The organism is Tsuneonella dongtanensis, from assembly GCF_001698205.1.
Taxonomy (GTDB): Bacteria; Pseudomonadota; Alphaproteobacteria; order Sphingomonadales; family Sphingomonadaceae; genus Tsuneonella; species Tsuneonella dongtanensis.
Genome location: NZ_CP016591.1, coordinates 119,825 through 143,222, shown reverse-complemented (window position 1 = coordinate 143,222; position 23,398 = coordinate 119,825). Strand labels below are relative to the sequence as shown.

Genomic DNA, 23,398 nt, shown 5'->3' with positions numbered 1-23,398 from the left:
TTCGTCTGCTGCCGGGGGCGCGCTCTGGGCGTGTACGGGCACGGCGGGCAGAGCCACCAAGATAACTGCTCCGGACGTAAACCGAGTAATTCGCAGCATCGAAGTCTCCTGATCTGGCAGGAGCATCGACTGGTCGAGTGGGCTGCAGAAGTGTGAATTTCAGCATTTGTGTTATGCGTGTTTCGTTATATCCCATACCCATGAAAATTCGCGATCTCGAGACTTTCGCGCTCGTTGCGAACCTGGGCAGCATCTCGCGGGCTGCAAGCGAACTCAACAGTTCCCAGCCGGCGGTCAGCAGGATTGTCGGCGCTGTCGAACATTATTTCGGCGCCCCCTTGTTGCACCGCACTGGCCGTGGGGTTGCGACCACGCAAGCGGGGAAGACTGCGCTCAGAGCGATAGAGGATAGCCTGACGCAGCTCGCCGAATCCCGCGAAGCGGTGCGCGCATCCTCGCGCTATACATCGGGCCGAGTGACCCTCGGCATCACTCCCATGGTGGGGCAGACGATCGTGGCGCGGACTATCGAACTGATGCGGCACAACCACCGCCAGGTCGATTTGCGCGTTCTCGAAGGCAACGGGCCCGCGATCATCTCCTGGCTGGCGAAGGGGACGGTCGATCTCGCGTTGACCTATATCCCGCCCGCCCAGATCGGAGACCATGAGCTGGCCGAAGTCCTCCTCGAGGAACGCCTATGTCTTGTATCCAGCAAGCCGTTCGAATGTGCCGCAGTGCCATTTTCTGAAGCTTGTTCGAGATCTCTGGTCCTACCGGGGCGGAGCAGCGGCATGCGGCGGCACCTTGACAAGCTCGCGTCCGCGCAGAGCTTGACGCTTACGCCCGCTCATCAGGTCGACTCATTTCCAACCTGCATGGGTCTCGTAATCGAAGGTGCCGCATTGACCATCGCGCCCGAAGCCGCGGTTTCATCCTTGGTGCGGGCCGGCGCAGTTCACATGGCTCTTATCGATTCGCCTGAAATTCATGCCCGACTATCCATTCACCGCTCACCCAGAAAACCGCTCACACGGGCGGGCCGTGCACTCATCGAGACGCTCAAGTTAGCGCGTTCTGAACCTGAGTCGCCTGGTTCTCTTCCGTGCGCGACGATGGGGGGCTCATGGTCTGCCTAACTGATTGGGTAGTCCTGCGCGATCTGGGACAAGCGCGGACACCGGCTCCGCATAATCCTGCAGACTTTCAACGTCCATCCCATCACTCGCGGCGACGTTGATGTTGGGCATTGAGCAAAATTTGTCGGGCGACCAACTCGTCTCACTCAGGAGTAATGCAAAACATCCCCGGCTCGCTGCATCTATCGACAATGGATTAAAACCCCGTCCTCTCATCAATTGCGACTAGAGGCGATTGAGAGTCAGTAATGTGTGCATTGGTTGCAAAAGTGTTTGGAGCTGCGCTCTAGTTTTCTCGCTGAAGGCTGCCGCTCTCCGCGAATGGGGGTCGAAGCAGATCGCGAGGACGTCCACGCGACACACGAGCACGCTGTGTCGCTCGATCCAGTCGCTAACTATGAAACGCTTCTTGTCGTAGGCAACAAGGAAGCTCCGGATTTCATAGGAATCGCCATAAAGAAGTTCAGAGAAATAGCAAACGTGCGTCTCTAACGTAACGAACGTTAAAGCATCGATTTCAACATTTACTGACTCCCAGAAATTGGCAGTCGCGCGATCCGCCTCCGCTTGATAGGCGAGGAAGTTCATATGGCCACGGTCATCAACCATGTCGGCAGAGACCGTCCCAACTATACTGCCGAGCGAAGTTCTGTCAGGCATCTGGCGCCTTGCGGAGTTGCAGGATTTCTCTGGCCTCATCAGGTGACGCAATGTCGGCACCCAAAATACGGATAATATTTGCGGCTTGGTCTACTAGTTCTCCGTTTGTAGCGAGGACGCCACGCTTGAGGTATAGATTGTCTTCAAGTCCGATGCGCACATGACCGCCAAGCAGGACCGCTTGCGCTACCATAGGAAATTGCTGTCGTCCGATACCGAAGGCTGCCCAGATAGAACCATCGGGTAGTGAATCCCTCATCGCTTTCATGCCTTCCGTGGTCGCCGGAGCTCCGTAACGCACGCCAAGGCAGAGTTGAAACAAGGTGGGTTCGACGAATTCCCCTTCGGCCATCAAAGACTTGGCAAGCTCTATATGTCCTAGATCGAAAACCTCGATCTCTGGCCGTACTCCTGCTTGACGAAAGGCGCGTGCAATTTTGCGAGAAAAAGCCGGTTTGGTTGCATAGATAACATCGTCGAAATTCATTGTTCCAATATCGAGTGACGCTATTTCCGGTTTGAGCTCAAGGATGTGAGGAATGCGGTCCATCGGTGCGACACAATCCGTGCCAAGCTGAAAATCTAGCGGATCGTCATCACCCAAGACAATGTCAGCGCCCATCCCGCCAGTCAGGTTGAGGATCAGAGAATTATTACGAACACGGATCCGCTCAACGACTTCGCGGTAAAGCTGTACGTTCCGACTTGCGACAGAGGTGACAGGGTCACGCACGTGGATGTGACAGATTGCGGCTCCGGCATCGGCCGCCTGAAGGCACGCGTCAGCAATCTCGACTGGGGTGACTGGCACATGCTCACTTTTACCAGGTGTGTCACCGGCGCCGGTGACGGCACATGTTATGATCACTTTCGGATTCATCGCCGGTCCTTCGGTTAAAAATCGAAGATTGAAACTGCGGGCACGCTTCCACCACCGAAAAACTGCGTGCCCACTCCAAAAAATTTTCAGGACAAGGTGCTCCACTATATGAGCACGACTCATGGCAGCGCCGGCTGGGCCAATTATTTTTCAGCACATATGTGTAGAACTGTTGTCTCGGCGGCCATGACCGTATCCTGCTTGAGACTTCTCTTCTGATGGAGCCTTCGTCGCTATGGCCGTCGATGAAAATTATGGCTTGTTGCCCACTGATTGCGAAAATGCCGTCCTAGTGGGCCGAGTATGGGACGACGCCGTGGGAGGGCCTACGCCCGTCGCCATTCGCAATAGCGAAATGGTAAATCTTAGCCATCTTGCCCCCACGATGTCGGAAATACTGGAAAACTGCAGTGCAACAGAGATTTTGAGTGCGAATGGGCCCATTCTCGGTTCCGTTCGGGATATTGAGGGCGGTGCAGTAAGGGTACTGGCGCCGGTTGACCTGCAATGCATAAAAGCTTGTGGCGTTACCTTCGCAGTATCCGCGCTCGAACGGGTCATTGAAGAACGAGCGATGGGCGATCCAGGCGCGTCGCGCGAAATCCGCAAAGAACTTGAGGCTTTGATTGGTGGCGAGTTGCGGACCGTTAAGGCTGGCTCTGAGGCAGCGCTTTGCCTCAAGGAACGCCTGCAAATTGACGGCTACTGGTCGCAATATCTGGAGGTTGCGATAGGTCCTGACGCAGAAGTCTTCACGAAAGCGCCCTGCCTTGCGGCGGTTGGTTGGGGTGAGGAAGTTGGTGTGCGGGCTGACTCGAACTGGAACAACCCGGAGCCTGAGGTCGTCCTGATCTGCGACAGTCGGGCAAACATCTTAGGTGCCACGCTCGGAAACGACGTCAATTTGCGAGACTTTGAAGGTCGTAGCGCCTTGCTACTTGGCAAAGCTAAGGACAACAATGCTTCCTGTGCGATCGGCCCCTTCATTCGACTGTTCGATGATCAATTTACGCTCGATGATGTCCGCGACGCCGATGTGACACTCGAGGTGGTCGGCGAAGATGGATTCAGACTTTGTGAGACGGTTTCGATGCGCGAAATCACACGGGATCCAAAAGATCTGGTGGCCCAAACCTGCAGCGGCGACCACCATTACCCAGATGGGTTCGCGCTATTCCTCGGCACTCTTTTTGCCCCTGTCCAAGATCGGGATGTCAGAGGGCAGGGTTTTACCCATCACTTGGGGGACGAGGTGCAGATTCGCTCTCCCCGTCTCGGGACGCTTCGCAACCGGGTCAATCATTCTCACTTGACCCCACCGTGGACCTTTGGATTGGCGGCGCTGATGCGAAACTTAGCGAACAGAGGTCTGCTATGAGCTCTTCTTCGCATATCTACACCTGTCTGAGGGGGCGTCGAGCATTCGTCAGCGGGGGGGCCTCAGGGATCGGCCTCGCAATCGTCGAGCGTCTCGTAAAAGAAGGGGTAAGCGTCGGCTTCGTGGACATCGACGAGGATGCTGGAACGATGGCGTCAGAGCGGCTTGGTAAGCTGGCCCACTTCCGCTCGTGCGATCTACGCGACCTTGGCTCACTCGCCATTTCGCAAAAAGAATTGCGTGATGTGCTTGGCCCGTTCGACATCATTGTCAACAATGCCGCTCGGGATGACCGGACGCCCATCTCCACGGTCGACCCGGCCTCTTGGGATGAGCTTATAGCGACGAATCTGCGTCATTACTTTTTCGCTGCTCAGGCTGCTGTGCCCGATATGGTCGCGGCCGGCCGTGGTGTGATTATCAATATAGGTTCGATCAGTTGGCATGTCGGCCTTGGGGGTATGCCGGTCTATGCGACCGCAAAGGCGGCGATCACCGGCCTAACCAATGCACTTGCACGCGATCTAGGACCTAGCGGCATTCGCGTCGTGTGCGTCATACCCGGGGCTGTCTCGACACCACGCCAAGAAGAATTGTGGGTCACTCCCGAAACCTTGCAGGAAATTCTTTCAGCTCAGTGCTTGAAAGAAAGGATCAAGCCGGAGCATGTCGCATCGATGACGGCTTTTCTCGCTTCCGATGAAGCGGCCATGTGCACCTCCCGCGAGTATCATGTTGACGCGGGATGGCTCTAGGCATCGGTAAGCAGGAGACCGAATAGTGGAGACTCAGTGCAATTTTATCGGAGGGGAATGGGTTGGGGCAAGTACGGCGCAGCCGAATATCAACCCATCCGACACTTCCGACATTGTGGGCCATTACGCTCAAGGCGGCACGGAAGATGTTAATCGGGCGATTTCGGCTGCTCGCGAAGCATTGCCAACATGGTCGCGTGCCACGCCTCAGGAGCGCTGCGACATTCTGGATCGCGCTGGAGCCCTGATTCTTGAGCGAAAAAACGAACTTGGGCGCTTGCTGTCGCGCGAAGAGGGCAAGACGCTGGCGGAAGGTATCGGCGAAGCTGCCCGTGCGGGACAAATTTTCAAATATTATGCGGGCGAGGCATTGCGCCTAAGTGGCGAGTTGCTTCGATCAACTCGGCCGGCGATCGACGTGGAGATCCGCCGTGAGCCGGTGGGTGTCGTCGCTCTCATTACTCCTTGGAATTTTCCGCTTGCAATTCCAGCCTGGAAAGCAGCACCAGCGCTGGCCTTTGGCAATACCGTCGTTCTGAAACCAGCTGAACTCGTTCCAGCTAGTGCGCATGCGTTAACGTCAATACTTGCCGAAGCAGGTATGCCCCGTGGCGTTTTCAATCTCCTCATGGGGCCAGGACACACTCTCGGCGATGCACTCGTAAAAAGCGCCGAGGTCGATGCAGTTAGTTTCACCGGATCTGTGTCAACGGGACGCGCGATTGCGGCTACGCGTGCTGCATCCGGGCGCCGGGTCCAGTGCGAAATGGGAGGCAAGAATCCCATGGTGGTGCTGGACGACGCTGACATTGATGTCGCCGTGAATTCTTGTTTGAACGGTGCATTCTTTTCAACCGGACAGCGGTGCACGGCCTCTTCGCGGCTGATTGTCACCGCCGGCATTTACGATAGGTTCGTCGAACTACTGGTTGAGCGGATGCTTGCACTTCGGGTGGGTCATGCCCTTGACGTCGCTACCGAGATTGGTCCCGTCGTCGATGAGCGCCAGCTCAAGCAAGATCTTTCCTATATTGACCTCGCACGGAAGGAGGGCGCCCGGATTGTTGGCGGCGACCGACCGAAACTGGCCACTGACGGTTATTACCTCACGCCGACGTTGTTTCTCGAAACTGACCCAGAGATGCGGATTAATCAGGAGGAGATATTTGGGCCGATCGCGAGCGTGATACGTGCAGATGATGACGATCAAGCCCTCATGTTTGCGAACGCCGTTCCGTTTGGCCTGTCTGCTGGAGTTTGCACAACATCGCTTGGGCGCGCTCGCCGCTTCCGCGATGAACTACAGGCGGGCATGGTTATGATCAATCTTCCCACTGCGGGCGTTGACTATCATGTGCCGTTTGGGGGAACAAAAGAATCGAGCTTTGGTCCGCGGGAGCAGGGCAGTCATGCCCGGGAATTCTACACAGTGACCAAAACTAGCTACGTAGCCTGACTTCTTCTTTGCCTCAGTGATTCAGCAATCTGTGCGAAAAAGTACAGAGTCGAAAAGAGGGCCATTACTAGACAGCCTGCTGCAAGAACCGTGGGATTCATTTCATCGCGAACACCCGAAAACATCTGGCGGGGGAACGTGAATTGATCCGGGCTGAACGTCAGGAACTGGACGATCACCGTTTCGTCAAAGGAACCGAGAAAAGCAAACAAAGCGCCTGCCGCGAAGCCGGGCGCTGCAATCGGAAGTGTGATGGAAAGAAATGTGCGCATTGGCGGTGAGCCGAGGCTCGCTGCTGCGCGTAGAAGGTCGAAGCCAGATCCAGCGAGCGACGCACGGACATTGAACACCACTGCTGGCGAGATAAGCGCGACATGGGCCAGCACGAGACCGACCATAGTGCCGACCAGGCCGAGTTTCGAAAACAGCAGAAAAGTGCCGGTCGCAAACAGGACGATTGGGACAATCAACGGTGAAAGGAACAGCGCGGCAATGAGGCCTCGCGCAGGCGTCGTTGGCCGGGAAAGACCCAATGCAGCCAATCCTCCGAGCACGGATGCGACGATCATGGAACTGGTCGCGATGATAAAGGAGTTCGAAAAGGCGGTTCGCCACCGAGGGTCGGATAACACCGCTTCGTACCAGCGTAGCGACCAGCCATCGCCTTGCCACATTTCAGGCGTGAACGTGAAAAATGCGCTCTGACCGAACGAGAGTGGGATGATGACGAGCACTGGGGCGATGAGGAAGATCAGAATCAGCGTCGAACCCGCGCACAGCGCAGCATACGCAATCTGTGCCGATCGCGTGCGAGGTGGGGGAGCCGTATTGCCAGTGACTATTGCTATGTCCGCGCCATTGCCCAAAGAAATATCCGCCCCGCTCGTAAGCCTTGAATAAACGAGATAGAGAACCAGCACAGCTATCAACAGCAACGCGCCTATGGCCGATGCCAGGCCATAATTCAGGGTCGAGGTCGTGTATGCGGCAATCAGGGTTGAAATCAACTGGCCATCCGACCCGCCGAGCAGGGCCGGAATGATATAGAAGCCGATTGCTTGAATATAACCGAACAATACCGCCACGGCGACGCCAGGGAGCGTCATTGGCAGATACACGTTCAAGAATGCAACCCACGGCTTGGCGCCCAGCGACTGCGCAGCGCGCATTTGCGATTTCGGAACCCTGCGCATTACGGCCAAAAGGGGCAGGATCATCGACGGTAGCATGAAATGCACCATCGCGATGATCAGGCCGGTAAGATTATAGACGAGTTGAACGCGGTCGTCCGGGCCGAGTATGCCGAGCGCGATCAACAGATCGTTCACCAGTCCGCGAGACTGCAGGAGGACGATCCAGGCGCTGGCTCGTACCAACAATGACAGCCACAGGGACATCACAAGCACATACACGATAAGTCGCGCCGTCTTTGGGCGCAGGCCAGCGATGAAATAGCTCATCGGATACGCAAGCAACAACGTCAGCACGGTAATCATCCCGCCGAGCCAGAGCGTCTTCCAGAGCAATGACAGGTGCGGATATTGGCCCGGAATCGCTGCCACAAGCTCGCCATGCGCGTTTACGCGATGATCGAGAGCGCGGATAAAAAATGTAAACGTCAACGCATGCTCACCGCGCTTGATCGCGGCCCAGATGTCCGGTTCGCCCCATCGGGGATCAACCGCAGAGAGAGTGCCTATTTCCCAGCGTCTCGGCACATCTAGTGCCAATCTCCGCAAAGTGAGGGTAAGCAACCCCCCGCCACCTGGCACTTCGAAGTCGAGCCGGTCTGCAACTTCCCCGATCCGCTCACGCTTCAGTAATTGAACACCTTCTCGAACAAGAGCGTCGACTGCCGCCTGAGGGACCGGCCGATCCGGTGACCAGTCAGACAGGGCCGCTGCCGTATCTGGCAGGTCGCGTGAGATTGAGGGCTCGTATACGCTCTGCACGAGCATACTTGCCAATGGCCCGGCGAGAAATACGCCAAGGTAGAGCAAAAGCGGAAGCAACAAGGAAAACCCGATCAGGCCATCCTGTCGGCGCTGACGATCGATTGTGCGCGCAATCTCTGTCACGGCTCGCGGACCAGCGCAACCGCATGATCGGCTTGCCAGCCGATCGCTATCGCAGTCCCTGCAGCCAGCGAAGCACTGGCTCCTGGTCGGCACAGTGCCACGATGGCCTCGCCGTCCGCCAACTCGATCGACACCTGGAAATGCTGCCCATGGTAGATCATCTCCCTGACAGTCCCGGTTGTCCTGTAATCGCACGCCACCGCGAGATCGCCAATCAGCACATCCTCGGGGCGAACCAGCAGGACAACGTCGGCGCCGGGATTATGTGCTTGGGGGAACTGGCATCGGACGATATCGCCCGATGCAAGTTTGACTTTGCCAAGTCCGACACTGCTTTTTTCGACGACCTTGCCAGCGAGCTGATTATTTTCCCCGAGGAAGCAGGCAACGAAAAGGTTGCCCGGCCGATCGTAGATCGTTCGCGGGGAATCCAGCTGAATAATCCTGCCTTTCTGAAACACAGCAATTCGGTCTGACATCGTCAATGCTTCCGACTGGTCGTGCGTCACATACACGATAGTCACACCCAGCTGACGGTGTAACGCCTTGATTTCGTACTGCATTTCCTCGCGCAAATTCTTGTCCAGCGCGCCGAGTGGCTCGTCCATGACAATCAGCGATGGGTTGAAAACAAGCGCGCGGGCCAGCGCGATCCTTTGTTGTTGCCCGCCAGACATCTGGCCCGGTCGGCTGCTCCCCATCTGATCCAGTCTGACCATGGTAAGTGCGTATTCGACGCGGGCTTCGACTTCGGCTCGGGAAAGCCTTCTAACCTTAAGCGGAAAAGCGATGTTCTGTGCCGCAGTCATATGGGGGAACAGTGCATAATTTTGGAAAACAACGCCGATATCGCGTTTGTGCGCAGGCTGGTCTGCGACATCGCGTCCTTCGAGCAGAATACGGCCAGATGTCGGACGCTCGAAGCCTGCCAGCATCATCAAGGCGCTTGTTTTTCCGGAACCAGATGGGCCTAAAAGGGTCAGGAATTCGCCGCGTCTGATCTCGAGATCGAGATTGTCTACCGCCAGTCTCTTGCCGTCGTAGCTTTTCGCAACAGATCGAAATTCGGCGATCGATTCGTTGTACCGTGGATGAGGAACGCTCATATGATCATCTGCCCCCCATCGACTGGGAGAGCGACACCGGTGATGGACGCTGCTGCATTGCTGCACAGGAACAGAGCCGTCGCGGCGACTTCGTCGACCTCTACGAACCGCCGGGTCGGCTGGAGAAGCAGGAAATGATCACGCGCGGTTTCCTCACGACTTAATTCCAGGCGTTCTGCAGCAGCGTCCAGCTGCCGCGATGCGAGGGGAGTTAACACCCATCCGGGGCAAATCGCGTTGCATGTCACGCCGTCTTCCGCAGTATCGAGCGCCGTCGCGCGGGTTAGCCCGATCAGGCCGTGTTTTGCCGAAACATAAGCTGCCTTGTGAAGTTCCGCCACAAGACCAAGCGTTGACGCGGTGTTGACGATACGTCCCCAGCCGCGCTTGCGCATGCCAGCCACCGCCCTGCGGGTAGCGAAAAAGGCAGCCGAAAGATCCACGGCGAGTACGCGCTTCCACGCTTCGGGGGGAAAATCCGCAATATCCGAAACGTGTTGAATACCGGCATTGTTAACGAGAATGTCTAGTCGACCATACTTGCGGATGACCTCGTCCACTAGCCGATCGCCGTTTTCGGCGTCGGTCAGGTCATGGTCAAAATAGGCAACTTCGCGTCCGCTAAGACAATGCAATTCATCTACGAGGTTGCCGATTGCCTCGGCCTCGCCGAGGCCATGAAGGGCAACAATTGCGCCGCTGCGCGCAAACGCCCGCGCGATCGCTTCGCCCATCCCGCTCGTCGAGCCGGTCACCAACGCGACCCGACCTGATAAATCTACTTTGACATCCATCTCCATGGTCGACCCTGACTGGTTGCTAAACAGGAAGAAACTGAGTGTGCTGCGGCCAGCTTTCCGCGACCACCCCGGCTTGTTTCAAGTCTTCGAACTTAGCATCGCTGCAACCTAGCTCGGCGCAAATGGCACGGGTCGACTGCCCATATTTCTCCAGCCGAGCAGGCGCGATGATCGGTCGCTCGCGGCGAACTGCAGTCTGCTCCAGTAGTGTAAGCGATGTCGCGACGGGATGGCCGGTGTCAGTCGTGAACGCCGCCATCCCTTTAGTCATCGCGTCGGGCAGATCTTCGCGATTGGTAGCGAAGGTTGCTCGAAGCTCTTGGTAAGAAGTTACGCGGTGACCTGCCCAGTCGTGCGTCGCCACGCGCGCGTCAAGTTCCGCCACGCAAAGAGTCGCCGGATCAGAAATCGGCGGGACATCTTCATCGAGGTAATAAAAGCCATCGGCCAGTGTCTCGATCCGTCCCCCAACACCCGATTCGCCACAAAGCAAAGGCAGTTGGATAAGCTGCGCTCCGGCCGCCAGAGATGTCGCCCATGAGGCGCCACGGGAGAGTATTGCTGCCATAGTCGCACAAGAGCCCAGCAAGCCGGTCAACACATCGACGCAACCAAATTGGGCAAATTCTTCGGGGGGATAGTCCCCCTCCCTGTGGGCGGCCATTATGCCTGTCGCTGCCTGAAGGATTTCGTCATAACCGCGGCAATCCGATTTGGGGCCTGTATAGGGACCACCATATGCGCTGACTTGGACCAACGCGGCACGAGGGTTAAGAGCTCTTAAATTGGCTGGCGCGATACCCAGAGCGCCCGGTTGCGAAGGCGCGCCATTATAAGTGATCACGTCCGATTTGCGCACTAATTCGTGAAACAAGTCCCGGCCGGGCGGTGTGCGTACATCAAGCAGCATACTGTCCTTGCCACGCCCATATTGCAGTGCAAGAACCACTGTGATGTATGGGTCGAAGTTTGGCGACGGCGCATCGATTTTGATGATTCTCGGTCCGAATCGCGCCAGTGCGCCGGCGCACGTAGGACCCGCAATCACGTTGGCCAGATCTAGAATGGTGACGTCGCGCATATTGGACACAGGGTCGGCTTCGCCTCTTGGCCCATCGTCAATCGGCCAGAGCAGCACGCCGGGCATACCGCTCTCCTGATCGATCAGCCCGCTCTGCAGGGCATGAGGATCTGCACGCCACTCCTCTCGCGTTTGTACGATCTGGCCGCTGAGTCCGGCTTGCCGAAAATGGTCGGCCCAGGCGCTGGCCGGTCGTTCGGCAAAGCGTGAGACCAAGCCGTCATAAAGCTTGTCGAACCATCGATCAGCCAGCTGAGGAGGCCCGAAAATGGAGCCTTCTTCGCGATCTTTCCAAAGATCCGAGGCTGCATAAGGATAATCGAGTGGTAAGCCTGATGCGATCAGTTCGTCCCAGAGGCCCAAGGCGGATAAGGTGCGCGGGACAATGTCGCGGTGTGGCGGTGTTGCCAGATAGAAATATCGACCATCGGCGCAGCGATATGAACGGTACACCGGATCAAGTAGGCGTTGGAGTGTCGTTTCGTCGCACTTAGCCCCTTTGCGCACCCATCGGGCACGCCGATCGACATATCGATTAGGCAAGTCTTCGAGCTTCAGGTGGTTGTAGCTCAGCCCTTCGAGCAGCGCATTATGAAGTGAAACTTCGATTGTATCGCCAACACCATCTCGCCGTCGTTCAAGCAGCGCCACTAGCACGGCAAGCGTTCCAAAGGCTGTCGCATAGGCAGATGCCATCGGCATGTCGGTGATCGCAGGTCCGTTACCGCGAAGGGCATGCGACCAGCCTCGTTCTGCATAAAGGCCTGCCGCTGCACAGATAACGCCTTCGCTCGAGCGAAGTTTGCTGCGTGGATCGGTGGCAGGAAACCCAGGCAAAGACAGGTGGACAATTTCCGGGCGCACATTGCGCACTGCCTCGGCGTCGAGCCCGAATCGCGACAGCCGTCCTGGTCGACCATTCTCGATCACGACATCCGTAGTCTCGAGCATCGCTTCAATGTTAGCTTCGGAAAGGTGCTGAAATCTAATTCCCTTGCCCCGGTCCAGCCAAAGTTCAGCGGGGGTTCGCTCATAATTTGGATGGATAATTTTAGTGATGCTGGCACCTAAATCAGCCAGGATCCGTCCAACACCAGCGCCGGCTTGCCGTCCAGCAATTTCAAGGACTTTCGTCCCGACCAGGGGTTGTACAACACTCACTTGCTTTCGAGCCACGCGTAGAACTGCGGCAGGATTTCACCTTCATGATCTGCCCAAAATTGATCGTTGATGCGTATTGGTTCGACGAGATTTTCCGGAGCTGTTGGCAGGAGCGGCCGCATTTCGACGCCAAGGGTAGGGCTCTTGCCAACCAATTTAAGGGCAGAGATTCGGCTGGGCGAGTATGGAAGTCGCTCGGCCATTCTAGCCTGCACATCTGGACGAGTGGCTACCTTCAGGAAATCAATTGCGGCCTTTTTGTTTTTCGATCTTTTGGGAACAACCCACACATCCTGCGTCAGGATTTGGTTTCTCCATTGGATGCAAATCGGAAGCTGTTCCCCAACGGAAGCGGAAATGATCCGGCCTGCCGGTGCGAGGGTCATTGATACTTCTTGGTCGGCGATCAATTGCGCAGCTTGCGCCCCCGAATCCCACCACACGATTTGTGGCTTGATCGTATCGATCTTCGCGAAGGCCCTAGCTACCCCGTCCCTCGTCGCCAAAACTTCATACACTTGTTCAGGCGGCACGCCATCGGCGACCAGAGCCAGCTCGAGTGTATAAACCGGCCAGCGTTGAATTCCGCGTCGTCCAGGGAATTTCTCAATGTCGAAAAAATCGGCGGCACCTTGTGGAATCCCCTCTGGTGAATCGCAGCGATAAGCCAGCACAAGTGACCACATTGTGGACCCGATAAAGCATGGGGAAACGGCCTGCTCTACGAAGTCATCTTCAGCGATAGTACCGTCATTCCCAGGAAGCATATCTGCAGGGTCCAGCTTCGCGAGGATCCCGCGCTCGCACGCGCGCGTTGCGGAGGAGGGGTTCGCGATTACCGCGTCCCAGAGAACATTTCGGGCACGATCTTGAGCGTATACCTCGACCAGATTGCCCCCGATACTTTCCCCCCAAACCACCCGCTTGCCGCCAACCTCACGATACGCGGAACCGATTACATCGACCTGAGCTGCTCGCATGGCTCCACCGCTTGTGATCACCACAAGGGGGTTATCTCCTGCACCAGCATCGCACGCGGTAAGTGACGCCAGACATAGGCTGAAGGGCAGGAAACCTTTCAGGGCAAACCTGGCCTGCGTGCTCATCCGGTTTTGCCTTTCCTCATGACTGGATGCGACCACTAGGGATTGTCCGTTGCAACCGAATTCGATGGATCTGGGTTGAGGAAGATTCAGGCATCTAGTGATTGTGGCGCGGCACTTTTGCGCCGACGCCTCGATATTTCACGGCGAATTCCATGACGGCCCCGTCCTCCATCTGGCCGACGGTCTGCCTGAACATTTCCTGCCAAGGCGTTTCGCTTTCACGTATTTCAGGGGATCCTGCGGAAAGCCGCCGACATATTTCTTCGGGCGCAACAAGAGCGTCGCAACGACCGGAGTTCAGATCGACACGGATTGTGTCACCCGTTCGCAGCCATGCCAATCCGCCACCGGCCGCGCTTTCCGGCGATACATTGAGAATTGACGGGCTGTCCGCAGTTCCCGACTGGCGGCCGTCACCGAGTGTCGGAAGGCTCATTATTCCTTTCTGTATCAGAGCATCGGGTGGTTGAAGGTTCACTACTTCGGCCGAGCCAGGCCAGCCGATTGGACCAGCGCCGCGAATGACAAGGATGCATGACTCGTCGATCTGGAGCGTGGGATCGTTGATCCGCTCGTGATAATCATCCGATCCGTCGAAGACGATGGCCCGTACTTCAAAGATCCCCTCCTGACCCGGTTGGGAGAGATATGATTTGCGGAATCGATCGGAAATAACGCTGGTTTTCATGATACCGAAATCGAACAGGTTGCCCGTAAGCACCCGGAATCCGCCATGAGTCGCCAAAGGCTCTTCGGGCGTAAGGATCATCTCGCGGTCCCGGGATTCCTTACCAGCCAAGCCTTCTGCGATGGTCTTACCGGTGCACGCTAGCGCGGTGCCATCTATTCGATTGGTGCGCAGCAACTCAAAAAGTACCGCCGGAACTCCACCGGCACGGTGGAAGCGTTCACCCAAGTAAGCGCCAGCGGGTTGCATGTTGACGATCAGCGGGACGTCCCATGCTTTCTGCCAGTCTTCCGATTTGATCTTGTATCCCGCGTGCCTAGCCATTGCGTTAATGTGCGGTTGAGCGTTCGTCGAACCACCGCATGCAGAAACTAGGGCGATTGCATTGAGGAACGAAGATCGGCTTAGTATGCGAGAAGGGCGCAGGTCCTCTGCCACCATCTCCACGATCCGGCTACCTGTCGCGTAGGCCATTTGGCCGCGTTCGCGATAAGGAGCTGGTATGGCTGCGCAGCCGGGCAAGGAGAGGCCAAGTGCTTCTGCGACAGCATTCATAGTAGATGCCGTGCCCATGGTGTTGCAGTGGCCAGCCGACGGTGCAGACGCGGTTGCCCGGCTAATGAATGTTTCATCGTCGATCTCGCCCGCTGCAAGCAGGCGCCGGGAACGCCAGATAACCGTTCCCGAACCAACGAGTTCTCCATCGTGCCAGCCATCGAGCATAGGGCCGCCCGAAAGGACGATCGCAGGAATGTCGACCGTAGATGCGGCCATAATTGCGGACGGGGTGGTCTTGTCACAGCCAGTGGTCAGCACCACTCCATCGAATGGATATCCGTGCAGCAGTTCGACGAGCGTCATGTATGCAAGGTTGCGGTCCAGTGCCGCAGTCGGCCGTCGGCAATTTTCCGCGATCGGATGGGTGGGAAAAACAAGCGGTACACCACCTGAATCGCGTATGCCGTCGCGGACACGATTGACGAGATCGAGATGGATACGGTTGCAGGGCGACAAGTCGCTGCCGGATTGCGCAATGCCGATAATGGGCCTTCCGGAACGCAATTCGTCTGGCGTAATTCCCTGGTTCATCCAGCGTTCCAGGTATAGCGCGGTCATGTCTATTCGGCCCGGGTCATCAAACCAGGCTCTGGACCGGAGCCGAGGCCGATCTTCCCCTCTTCCTGCCATTCGTTCGGCTCCTTCGCTGTCGTCGGGCCGATGCTAGCAGACCGCGTCCTTGGATTCGTATGAAGATTATTGTCGAGTCCAAAACCTGATAAATTGCTATGGCATGAGGCGTGGCAGTGAACGCGAAGCCTCTAGAGCCCACTCTCCGAATTCTGACTGAGCAGCGCCCGAATCCGATCGGTCTGGCAACGCGTAAGCCGCGTTTCTCTTGGTGTCTCGATCAAGTTGGGTGGGCGCAGGAGGCGTTCCGAATCCGCGCGCGAATAATCAGTCGACATGGTGGCGAGCGGGGCCACTGGGACGGCGGTTGGATGTTAAGCGCTCAGAGTCATTTAGTACCTTGGGGTGGACCGTCATTGTTGAGCGGGGATCAGGTTTTCTGGCATGTTGCGCTGAGGGAGAATGATGGGCGGGAGCTCTTTTCGGAAGAAGGTAGCTTCGAAATAGGGTTGCTGGACCGCTCGGATTGGTCGGCGGTGTGCGTTGGTCTCCCTGCGCCTGTGCATGCGCACGATGATTACCGACCTTGCCCCCACCTGCGGCGAATTTTCTCCCTCGGCGGAGCAGTAAAGCGCGCGCGTCTGCACATTACATCAGCGGGATTGGCCGAACCTTGGTTGAATGGCCAGCGCGTCAGCGACCGTCTGTTTCGGCCTGGGTGGACCGATTATCGCAAACGCCTGTTGGTCGACACTTATGATGTTACCGATTTGCTGGTGCCGGGAGAAAATTGTCTGGGCGCTATCCTTGGCGAAGGCTGGTTCGCAGGGGCGATCGGATTCGAAGGACGGCGCAATGTGTACGGCAAGCAGACGGGGTTGCTGGCGCAGTTAGAAGCTTGTCTGGAAAATGGCGAGATCGTTTGCATCGTTACCGATTCCGAATGGACGGGACGGTTCGGACCGATTTTGGCCTCGGATAGGTACAGTGGAGAAGTCTTCGATGCGCGGTGGGAACTTGATAATTGGTGTCTGCCGGAATCCTCTTGCGAAGCATGGCGCCCTTGTAGCGAAGTGCCGCTACCTGCAGGCAGCTTGGTTCCCTCGCCGGGCCCGTTCGTCCGGGTGCAGAAAATGCTGGCGCCATCGTGTATTTCGACAACTGAAAACGGGGATATCCGCGTCGATCTCGCAAAGTCGATTACAGGCTGGGCAAAGCTAGAATTTGCAGCGCCGTACGGACGGATTGTAAATCTCGCATTCGCCGAAGCGCGTCGTATAGACGGGAGTCTTGAAACAGGCACTCTCGGGAATGCGCGGTGCAGAGACACGGTAACCGTTGGCTCTTCACTGCTCGAATGGCAGCCGCACTTTACTTATCGCGGATTCAGGCATTTCGACATCAGCGGACTCGATGGGGAGCATCAGCTAAAACGCGTGCTGGGCGTGTCCGCGCACAGCGACGTCGAAGAGATCGGTCAATTTTCCTGTTCCGATCCTGTCATGAACAGTTACTTCGATATGGCTCGGCGGACGTTGAAGATGAACCTCTTCGACATTTTCACCGACTGCCCTCAACGCAATGAGCGCCTTGGATGGCTCGGTGATGCGGCGCAATTCATGCCGTCTGCATGCAAGATGCTCGAGATGGCACCTTTCTTAGAAAAATGGATTGGGGACATTCTCGATGCGCAAGACAAGGATGGCGTATTCCCGCCCCAAGCGCCCGCCTATGAACAACCCCCGCCGCCCTTCCGTACGGTCAGCCCGGACCTGACGGGACTGGGCCGAGCAGTAAGCGACGGCGCTGTGCTTATACCTTGGACTACATATGAACATGCTGGCGATCTTCGATTGCTGGAGAACGTTTTCCCGGCGGCGCTCCACTTCGTAAGGCACTCGCTGAACGCAGCTCCGGATTATATTTGGCATCCTGAAGATACTTCCCTGCTCAATATCGATTGGTTGGCGCGAGACGAAGGCACGGACCCTTCCTTGCTCTGCACGGCTTACCTCTCACAGACCATCGATCGGGTCGCGCGAATGGCCGCAGCGCTCGGCCATGATGCCACTGCGGAACTTTGCGATCATCGGGTAAAGGCGAAGCAGGCATTTGCTGGCGAGTTCATTAATTCAAATGGACTTGTCGGGACAGGTTCGCAGACCAGTTTCGCCCTCGCAATCAGCATGGGCTTGGTGCCGCAAGAAAAGTCGGATTCCGTCTGTAGGCAGTTCGCAAGGGTTGTCGAACAGGAAGGTCAGTTCACGAGCGGCATTTACGGCATCGCGCATATATTACCGGCTTTGACGCAGATCGGACGGGCCGATTTGGCGTATTCGCTGTTCCAGTCGCAGTCGCGGCCGGGCTTCGCCTATTGGCAACGCAGCGGGCTGACCACTATTCCCGAGCTTTGGGATCCGTTCGACGACGACGGAGAGCTCAAATCGGATTGGGGCAATTCGCTCTGTCATGTCGCGCTTGGCTCGTGCACCGACTGGCTGTTTTCTAGCGTTGCGGGACTGGCGCCAGATGCTCCCGGCTGGCGTAGACTGCGCTTCGCTCCAAGGCCTGGCGGCAAACTCGAACACGCATCGGCAAGCGTCCGTACCCCGTACGGCACGGCGCGATGCGGCTGGCATCTTAATTCGCGGAGTCTGGAGGTCGAACTGCTGGTGCCGCCGAATTGCTCCGGCAACCTTCACTGGAACGGCGAAGTACATCGGATCGAAGCGGGTGCGACCGTGCTCTCACTTAGCAATGGAGGGTAATTTTGTCTGAAACACAGGAAACTTGGTCGCAAAGATTGCAGGGCTGTTATTCAGGTGCTGTGTTCGACGTGTTGCGAGAACGCGGCCTTACTGACTGCCTTCTGCCATACAGAATCGTACCCCTTGACCGCGCCATGGTAGCTTCCGGACCGGCCTTCACGGTCCGCGGTCGCCCAGAGCCGAGCATTTCCCCGCATGAGAGTCTGCTCCGTTGGACAGAGATGCTCTCTGCCATACCGAAAGGCTCTGTCGTGGTATGCCAGCCGCAGGATTCTGGCCGAGCATTGATGGGGGAGCTTTCTGCTGAGACGCTTCAATTTCGCGGCGTGCGAGGCTTCATAGTGGATGGCGGCTGCCGCGATACAAGCTTCATTAGGAAGATTGGTTTCCCCGTCTTTTCAAGTTTCCACACGCCGCGAGATATCGTGGGGGCATGGGTGCCAGAGGAATTCGACGCACCGATCAGTATCGGAGGCGTTATCGTTCGCTCAGGTGATTTCGTTCTCGGCGATTGCGACGGAATCGTGCGTATTCCAGCCGAGATGGTGGAGGATATCATCACTGAGTCAGAGCGTGTGATTGCCACGGAGAGCCTCGTACGCAAGGCAATATTGGGAGGCATCGATCCGAAGGAGGCTTATGTCCGCTACGGCAAGTTCTGAAACGATCCTCCATGGCCTGCTCGATCTGTCACAAGGATGGTATATCTGGCCCGATCGTGAGGCTGGCTGGCGCAACGACACCCTTCATCTTCCGGGAACTTTCGATCTAGCGGAGTTGCAACAACGCGCTCCCACGGGGGGATGGTCTGTACTCGATCAGAAAGCGGCCAATGGCGAGGCGGCGCACGCGTGCCTGCCGGCGACGGTCGAGCAGTATTTCTGGGGTCGGTGGGGTAAGACTCGACTTTCGAGCCGCGAGTACTTTTTTGCCAAAAACGACCCGCTTGACGAGAACGGCATTTATTATGGTGTCAGCTGGTTCTGGCACGATTTCGAATTGCCTGTCGACTGGACAGGGCGCACGTTCGAACTGCATGTTCCTGCAGCGCGATTACGGGCGGAAGTATTCCTCAACGAACAACTAATCGGCTATGATGTGATTGGCGAAACGCCATTCAGTTGTGACGCTACAGCTGCGGTTCGGCTTGGTGCGCGCAATCGCCTTGCTATACGGATCACAAATCCTGGTGGACGCCTAGACTGGTGCGACTTTCACGATCGCGCCGGAGCTGACGAGCCTCCAACCGCTCTTGCACTAGTTTGGGGAGAGCAGATACTTCCTTTAAGCCACGGCTTCGGAGGATTGGACAGCGGCATTGAGCTGCGAGCGACCGGGCCGTCGCGTATTGTCGATATTTTTTTTCGCAATCGCGCCGACGCTGGCACGGCCGACATTGATGTGCAGCTTTCGGGGGACGCCACCTGTCGATGTATTCTAAGACCGTGCAGCGATGAGACTGTAATCTGGCGAAACGAACTCATCACGCGTGAATGTAAGGCAAGCTTTGAGGTGCGGGATGCTGCCGTCGCTCTCTGGTCGCCCCTCTCCCCTACGCTTTACGAGTTAACCGTAGAATGTCTGGTCGGCAACACAGTCAGCGACCGACGCTCAGTCAAAGTCGGGTTCCGTTGGTTTACGGTCACAGGTATCGGCGACCGCGCAATGTTTCGGATCAACGGAAAACGCATCCGTCTCAGATCAGCGATCAGCTGGAATTATTGGCCGGGCAGCGGACTTTTCCCGAGCGAAACCGCTCTCAAAGCGGAAATTAAGGCAGTTCGCGAATTAGGATTCAATACGCTGACTGCACACCGCAATATCGCCAATGCGCGCGCTATCGCAGCGGCTGACCGTGCAGGCCTGCTTCGATGGCAGGAGCCGGGTGCAGGTCGAGCGGCGTGGACCGGAGCCAGCGCGTTCGAACGTGGTTACATGCGCGAGAAGATCGCGCGGATGATCCGTCGCGATCGAAATAGTCCATCGCACGTAGTCGTCGGAATTCAGAACGAACAGGTAGAGGAATCTGCGCTCGACCCGGCGGTTCGTGACATTCTGGAAATGGTTCGCGCGACCGATCCAACCCGAATTGTCGTCTTAAAGTCCGGATTTGCCGGTGCTGAGAACGTACCGGAGGATATGCGACACTACGCTGACCAGCAAGCATATGTTCTACCTGGAGACCCATCATATCATCACGATCGCGGCGATGGCTGGTCGGGCTGGTGGGACAATCACACGGTTGGCGGTCCCGGCGTATGGCAGGACTGGATTTATCGCTCGCCGCAAGATTTCAGCCATGCATCGGACAATCGGTCCGAGATCGTTTTCTGGGGTGAAGTGCTCGGTTCGGGTTCGCCCGATCCGCTAGACTGTACCGCTTCAACTGGCTGGCAATCGGATCGCGAGGAATTGCTGCGCAAGGGTTATGACGACTTTCTCGGTCGTCGTGGATGGAGACCATTTTTCGCTGACCACGCCGCGCTGTCACGTGAAGTAGCAGTGCGAAGCGCGCATTTCTGGGCGCGTGTCATCGGCAACATGCGGATTTCCGACAACGTCGATGGTTTCGCGCTGAGCGGTTGGGAAAGCGAGCCATTTGAACAGCATACCGGGATCGTCGACTTGTATCGAAGGCCCAAGGCGCCTCCCACGGAAATCGCGCGCGCAAACCGTGCGTTGCAACTGGTAATCAAGCCGCGTGGCCTCGTACACGCCACGTCCACGCGAGTGATAGTGGACGTTTACCTAGTGAATGATTGCGGTGTATCTGGGAGCGGAATTTTGCAGCTCTCGGCGGGCGCGCAAGAGGTTGCCAAGCGCAGTGTCACAATCAGCGGCGGCGAAGTGTATGCCGAATTGCTCCTCGAAGGAATCGAGATCCTAGTTGGTGGGCCGGGGTATCTCGGCCTGCATTCAGGGGCTACTTTCCAGGATACTGAACTCACGGCGACGGAGGACATATTCATAGTCGATTGGCGTTCGGGGCCTGATATTGCTGCCACCATCTTGGAGGAAGGTTGTAATTTGGCCTCCTTCCTTCGAGAGATCGGGGTCGCGCCAGTGCAGTTGTTCCGGGCGCCTGTGATTGTGATACAAGGTCGCCAGGCGCTCACTCAAGCCATTATTGATTACGCAGAAAATGGCGGCCGCCTTGTGATTCTAGCCGATGGCAGCGCGGAAACAAAACATTGGGCCCGTCAGTTTCAGAATACTGGAATTCTACCCAATCGGGGTACATTAGGGCCAGCAATGGCGAGTTGGACGGGCAGTTGGTACATAGCCGGGGAAGATTCCGCGGTATTTGCGGGCCTTCCTAGCCGATGTGCCCTCGGGTGGGAGTACCAAGCTGATCCGCGCGGCGCTGGCGCTTGGTTTGCTCCAGACCAACTGGGGCGTTTCGCGGATGGCTTGTTGCTCGATAACGACGATGCTCAAGTTCTTGTGGTCTATGGTCGCGATCACCAGCCAGAACTTGCCGCGGCAATGGTCAGGATCCCTATTGGAAAGGGCGAACTCCTGTTTTCTTCAATCGCCGGACTGTACAGTTCGCTTTCAGGGACAGCCAATGGCGTTCATCCCGATATTGCTCGTAAATGGGTGCGCAACCTTCTGACTGTACAAGTTGACACACCATTCGGGCACCCTCACGCAAATAGGTGCTGAGGGAGCCCTTTTACTCCCGGATCACAGACAAACAAACCGCCAGCGAGCGGCTGTCGTAGGAGATCTATATCCGATAATCCCTTGCGGGCTGTTGTTATGAAAAGTGTGTCGAGGTTCCTTCCCCCGAAGGTGCAGGCTGTGACATTCGCGGTTGGCACTTCCAGTTTTGTAATCAGTCCCCCATCAGGCGCAAACCGCAACAGTCCCCAGCCGCCCCACAAGCCCGACCATATGCACCCGTCTGCATCGACAGTCAGCCCGTCCGGGCAGCCTTCCTCTTCATCGATTCTCGCAAAGACCTTGCGATTGAAGACGTTTGTCTCTTCAATATCAAAACGATATATCACACGCCTAAGTGTATCGGTGTGATAGAGAGTTTTCCCGTCGGGACTGAACGCAGGGCCATTTGTGATGCAGTAGCCCCGATCGACCGTTACGAGTTTGCCGTCGGGCGATAACCGATAAAGCGCACCTGTCTCTGCTTTCTCCGAATTGTCCATCGAACCGAACCACAGATTGCCGTCGGCATCTACGATCCCGTCGTTAAGCCGATTGCCCGGGAGATCGGGTTCGGGACAGGCTATTCGCTCTCCACGGATACCGTTCCGCCCAATCCGATAGATCCCGTCAGAGAACCCTCCCAGCATTTCGCTGTTCTCCGAAAAGCCGACAAAGCCGATTTCGTCTGGCATAACCCATGATTGGGTCTTGCCGGTCTCGGGATGGATCCGATGGAGGCACGGCTTCTTTATGTCGACGAAGTAAAGACTTTGCTCGTTAGTGGACCAGCGCGGCCCTTCTCCCAGAGTTGACGCGACGGGCCAAAGACATTCCAACTTCACGCTCATTAACCGATTGCCTCGTTTGCACATTCAAGAAGCCAGTCCCGGAAAGTAAGAACACTCCGCCGTAGGGTAACCTCGGGATCCCAGGACAAAAAATAGCCGAACTTTTCTTCGACTTGGCAGTCGAACAGTTGGACAAGTGTATGCGATTTCAAATGTCGGCTGATGATAGCCTTGTGAACTAGCGCCACACCGTCGCCCGCGAGTACGCTTGCAAGGAGTAGATTTCCATCCGTCAAGACACGCCCGCGCTCGGCCAGCTCGGGTTCGATACCATTGGCGCTAAACCACGCGTTCCACGGATCGTATGATTCCTCGTGGAGGAGGTCGTGACCGGTCAGGTCAGATGGTTGTAATATGGGCCCCTTGCGGTCAAGATAGAGCGGACTGCATACCGGAACGGTCGCCCCGTTCATCAGTGGCGCGCGCCCTCGTGTTGGTACGTTCGAATCTTCTTCGAAGCCGATCCATAGATCGTGATCAGGAAATTCGCGAACGTTGGGTGGTGAATATGTAAGTGCCACATTTATTGTTGGATGCCGAGCCCAGAAATCCGGCATACGTGGCAGCAACCAGGCTATTCCGAACATTGGAAGTGCGCTTACGCGCACAGATGAATTATCTTGCTCCTTCCTGAGGTATTGCGTTTCGATGGCCATTCGCGCGAAAGATTCGCAGACTGGTACGCGATATCGCTTTCCCG

General features: G+C 56.7%; 17 protein-coding genes. 7 read left to right on the top strand and 10 right to left on the bottom strand.

Annotated features, from left to right (window positions below):
* Positions 1-200 precede the first annotated feature (200 nt).
* The gene (locus A6F68_RS00600) at positions 201-1,139 is read left to right on the top strand and encodes a LysR family transcriptional regulator (protein ID WP_067674874.1); all 939 of its coding nucleotides are present in this window, start codon (positions 201-203) and stop codon (positions 1,137-1,139) included.
* Between the two features lie 225 nt (positions 1,140-1,364).
* Here A6F68_RS00600 and A6F68_RS00595 read toward each other — a convergent pair whose 3' ends face one another.
* Together A6F68_RS00595 and A6F68_RS00590 are read right to left on the bottom strand one after the other, a co-directional pair.
* The gene (locus A6F68_RS00595; protein ID WP_198152638.1) at positions 1,365-1,799 is read right to left on the bottom strand and encodes a thioesterase family protein; all 435 of its coding nucleotides are present in this window, start codon (positions 1,797-1,799) and stop codon (positions 1,365-1,367) included.
* A complete protein-coding gene (locus tag A6F68_RS00590; RefSeq protein WP_067674868.1) occupies positions 1,792-2,679 on the bottom strand; it encodes a beta-keto acid cleavage family enzyme in 888 nt (295 codons plus the stop codon). Before A6F68_RS00590 ends, A6F68_RS00595 begins: the two co-directional genes overlap by 8 nt.
* Before the next feature lie 235 nt (positions 2,680-2,914).
* On the opposite strand from A6F68_RS00590, the gene A6F68_RS00585 reads away from it, so the two are divergent.
* Genes A6F68_RS00585 through A6F68_RS00575 form a run of 3 tightly spaced genes read left to right on the top strand, consistent with a single transcriptional unit; the run spans position 2,915 to position 6,268 of the window.
* Positions 2,915-4,057, top strand: coding sequence for a fumarylacetoacetate hydrolase family protein (locus tag A6F68_RS00585; RefSeq protein WP_067674865.1), 1,143 nt, complete (start codon positions 2,915-2,917; stop codon positions 4,055-4,057).
* A complete protein-coding gene (locus A6F68_RS00580; protein WP_067674862.1) occupies positions 4,054-4,812 on the top strand; it encodes an SDR family NAD(P)-dependent oxidoreductase in 759 nt (252 codons plus the stop codon). Before A6F68_RS00585 ends, A6F68_RS00580 begins: the two co-directional genes overlap by 4 nt.
* Positions 4,813-4,837: 25 nt before the next feature.
* Complete coding sequence (locus tag A6F68_RS00575; RefSeq protein ID WP_067674859.1) at positions 4,838-6,268, top strand: aldehyde dehydrogenase family protein; 1,431 nt, start codon at positions 4,838-4,840, stop codon at positions 6,266-6,268.
* Here the strand turns inward: A6F68_RS00575 and A6F68_RS00570 are convergent.
* The 6 genes from A6F68_RS00570 to A6F68_RS00540 form a co-directional block, all read right to left on the bottom strand.
* On the bottom strand, positions 6,256-8,346 hold the full coding sequence (locus A6F68_RS00570) for an ABC transporter permease subunit (protein WP_067674856.1): 2,091 nt from the start codon (positions 8,344-8,346) through the stop codon (positions 6,256-6,258). The two genes, A6F68_RS00575 and A6F68_RS00570, sit on opposite strands and share 13 nt — an antisense overlap.
* Complete coding sequence (locus tag A6F68_RS00565) at positions 8,343-9,452, bottom strand: ABC transporter ATP-binding protein (RefSeq protein WP_067674853.1); 1,110 nt, start codon at positions 9,450-9,452, stop codon at positions 8,343-8,345. The genes A6F68_RS00570 and A6F68_RS00565 overlap by 4 nt, the downstream gene beginning before the upstream one ends.
* Positions 9,449-10,252 carry a 3-hydroxybutyrate dehydrogenase gene (locus tag A6F68_RS00560; RefSeq protein WP_067674850.1) on the bottom strand — a complete coding sequence of 268 codons (804 nt, stop codon included), beginning with the start codon at positions 10,250-10,252 and terminating at the stop codon, positions 9,449-9,451. The genes A6F68_RS00565 and A6F68_RS00560 overlap by 4 nt, the downstream gene beginning before the upstream one ends.
* Before the next feature lie 19 nt (positions 10,253-10,271).
* Entirely contained in the window at positions 10,272-12,494 is a 2,223-nt protein-coding gene (locus A6F68_RS14620; protein ID WP_074428254.1) for a CoA transferase, read from the bottom strand.
* The gene (locus A6F68_RS00545) at positions 12,491-13,600 is read right to left on the bottom strand and encodes an extracellular solute-binding protein (protein WP_067674840.1); all 1,110 of its coding nucleotides are present in this window, start codon (positions 13,598-13,600) and stop codon (positions 12,491-12,493) included. The genes A6F68_RS14620 and A6F68_RS00545 overlap by 4 nt, the downstream gene beginning before the upstream one ends.
* A gap of 94 nt (positions 13,601-13,694) precedes the next feature.
* The gene (locus tag A6F68_RS00540; protein ID WP_067674837.1) at positions 13,695-15,476 is read right to left on the bottom strand and encodes an IlvD/Edd family dehydratase; all 1,782 of its coding nucleotides are present in this window, start codon (positions 15,474-15,476) and stop codon (positions 13,695-13,697) included.
* Positions 15,477-15,586: 110 nt separating this feature from the next.
* On the opposite strand from A6F68_RS00540, the gene A6F68_RS14615 reads away from it, so the two are divergent.
* From A6F68_RS14615 to A6F68_RS14610, 3 genes are read left to right on the top strand one after another with little or no spacing between them, the layout of a single operon-like run.
* Positions 15,587-18,184 carry a family 78 glycoside hydrolase catalytic domain gene (locus A6F68_RS14615; RefSeq protein WP_472575225.1) on the top strand — a complete coding sequence of 866 codons (2,598 nt, stop codon included), beginning with the start codon at positions 15,587-15,589 and terminating at the stop codon, positions 18,182-18,184.
* Positions 18,185-18,243: 59 nt separating this feature from the next.
* Positions 18,244-18,846, top strand: coding sequence for an RraA family protein (locus A6F68_RS00530; RefSeq protein WP_335673628.1), 603 nt, complete (start codon positions 18,244-18,246; stop codon positions 18,844-18,846).
* Entirely contained in the window at positions 18,824-21,850 is a 3,027-nt protein-coding gene (locus A6F68_RS14610; RefSeq protein WP_084001460.1) for a glycoside hydrolase family 2 protein, read from the top strand. The genes A6F68_RS00530 and A6F68_RS14610 overlap by 23 nt, the downstream gene beginning before the upstream one ends.
* Here the strand turns inward: A6F68_RS14610 and A6F68_RS14605 are convergent.
* Together A6F68_RS14605 and A6F68_RS14600 are read right to left on the bottom strand one after the other, a co-directional pair.
* Positions 21,832-22,698 (bottom strand): SMP-30/gluconolactonase/LRE family protein, encoded by an 867-nt coding sequence (locus A6F68_RS14605; protein ID WP_074428251.1) that lies wholly within the window; start codon positions 22,696-22,698, stop codon positions 21,832-21,834. The genes A6F68_RS14610 and A6F68_RS14605 overlap by 19 nt on opposite strands.
* Complete coding sequence (locus A6F68_RS14600; RefSeq protein WP_232308167.1) at positions 22,698-23,354, bottom strand: LysR substrate-binding domain-containing protein; 657 nt, start codon at positions 23,352-23,354, stop codon at positions 22,698-22,700. Before A6F68_RS14600 ends, A6F68_RS14605 begins: the two co-directional genes overlap by 1 nt.
* Positions 23,355-23,398: the final 44 nt, after the last annotated feature.

Excerpts from the sequence above, each read along its gene's own strand:
- A6F68_RS00600 (WP_067674874.1), top strand. The coding sequence starts at position 201 with ATGAAAATTCGCGATCTCGAGACTTTCGCGCTCGTTGCGAACCTGGGC.
- A6F68_RS00565 (WP_067674853.1), bottom strand. The coding sequence starts at position 9,452 with ATGAGCGTTCCTCATCCACGGTACAACGAATCGATCGCCGAATTTCGA.
- A6F68_RS00540 (WP_067674837.1), bottom strand. The coding sequence starts at position 15,476 with ATGGCAGGAAGAGGGGAAGATCGGCCTCGGCTCCGGTCCAGAGCCTGG.
- A6F68_RS14600 (WP_232308167.1), bottom strand. The coding sequence starts at position 23,354 with ATGGCCATCGAAACGCAATACCTCAGGAAGGAGCAAGATAATTCATCT.
- A6F68_RS14610 (WP_084001460.1), top strand. The coding sequence starts at position 18,824 with ATGTCCGCTACGGCAAGTTCTGAAACGATCCTCCATGGCCTGCTCGAT.
- A6F68_RS00560 (WP_067674850.1), bottom strand. The coding sequence starts at position 10,252 with ATGGAGATGGATGTCAAAGTAGATTTATCAGGTCGGGTCGCGTTGGTG.
- A6F68_RS00545 (WP_067674840.1), bottom strand. The coding sequence starts at position 13,600 with ATGAGCACGCAGGCCAGGTTTGCCCTGAAAGGTTTCCTGCCCTTCAGC.
- A6F68_RS00590 (WP_067674868.1), bottom strand. The coding sequence starts at position 2,679 with ATGAATCCGAAAGTGATCATAACATGTGCCGTCACCGGCGCCGGTGAC.
- A6F68_RS00585 (WP_067674865.1), top strand. The coding sequence starts at position 2,915 with ATGGCCGTCGATGAAAATTATGGCTTGTTGCCCACTGATTGCGAAAAT.
- A6F68_RS14605 (WP_074428251.1), bottom strand. The coding sequence starts at position 22,698 with ATGAGCGTGAAGTTGGAATGTCTTTGGCCCGTCGCGTCAACTCTGGGA.
- A6F68_RS00595 (WP_198152638.1), bottom strand. The coding sequence starts at position 1,799 with ATGCCTGACAGAACTTCGCTCGGCAGTATAGTTGGGACGGTCTCTGCC.
- A6F68_RS00580 (WP_067674862.1), top strand. The coding sequence starts at position 4,054 with ATGAGCTCTTCTTCGCATATCTACACCTGTCTGAGGGGGCGTCGAGCA.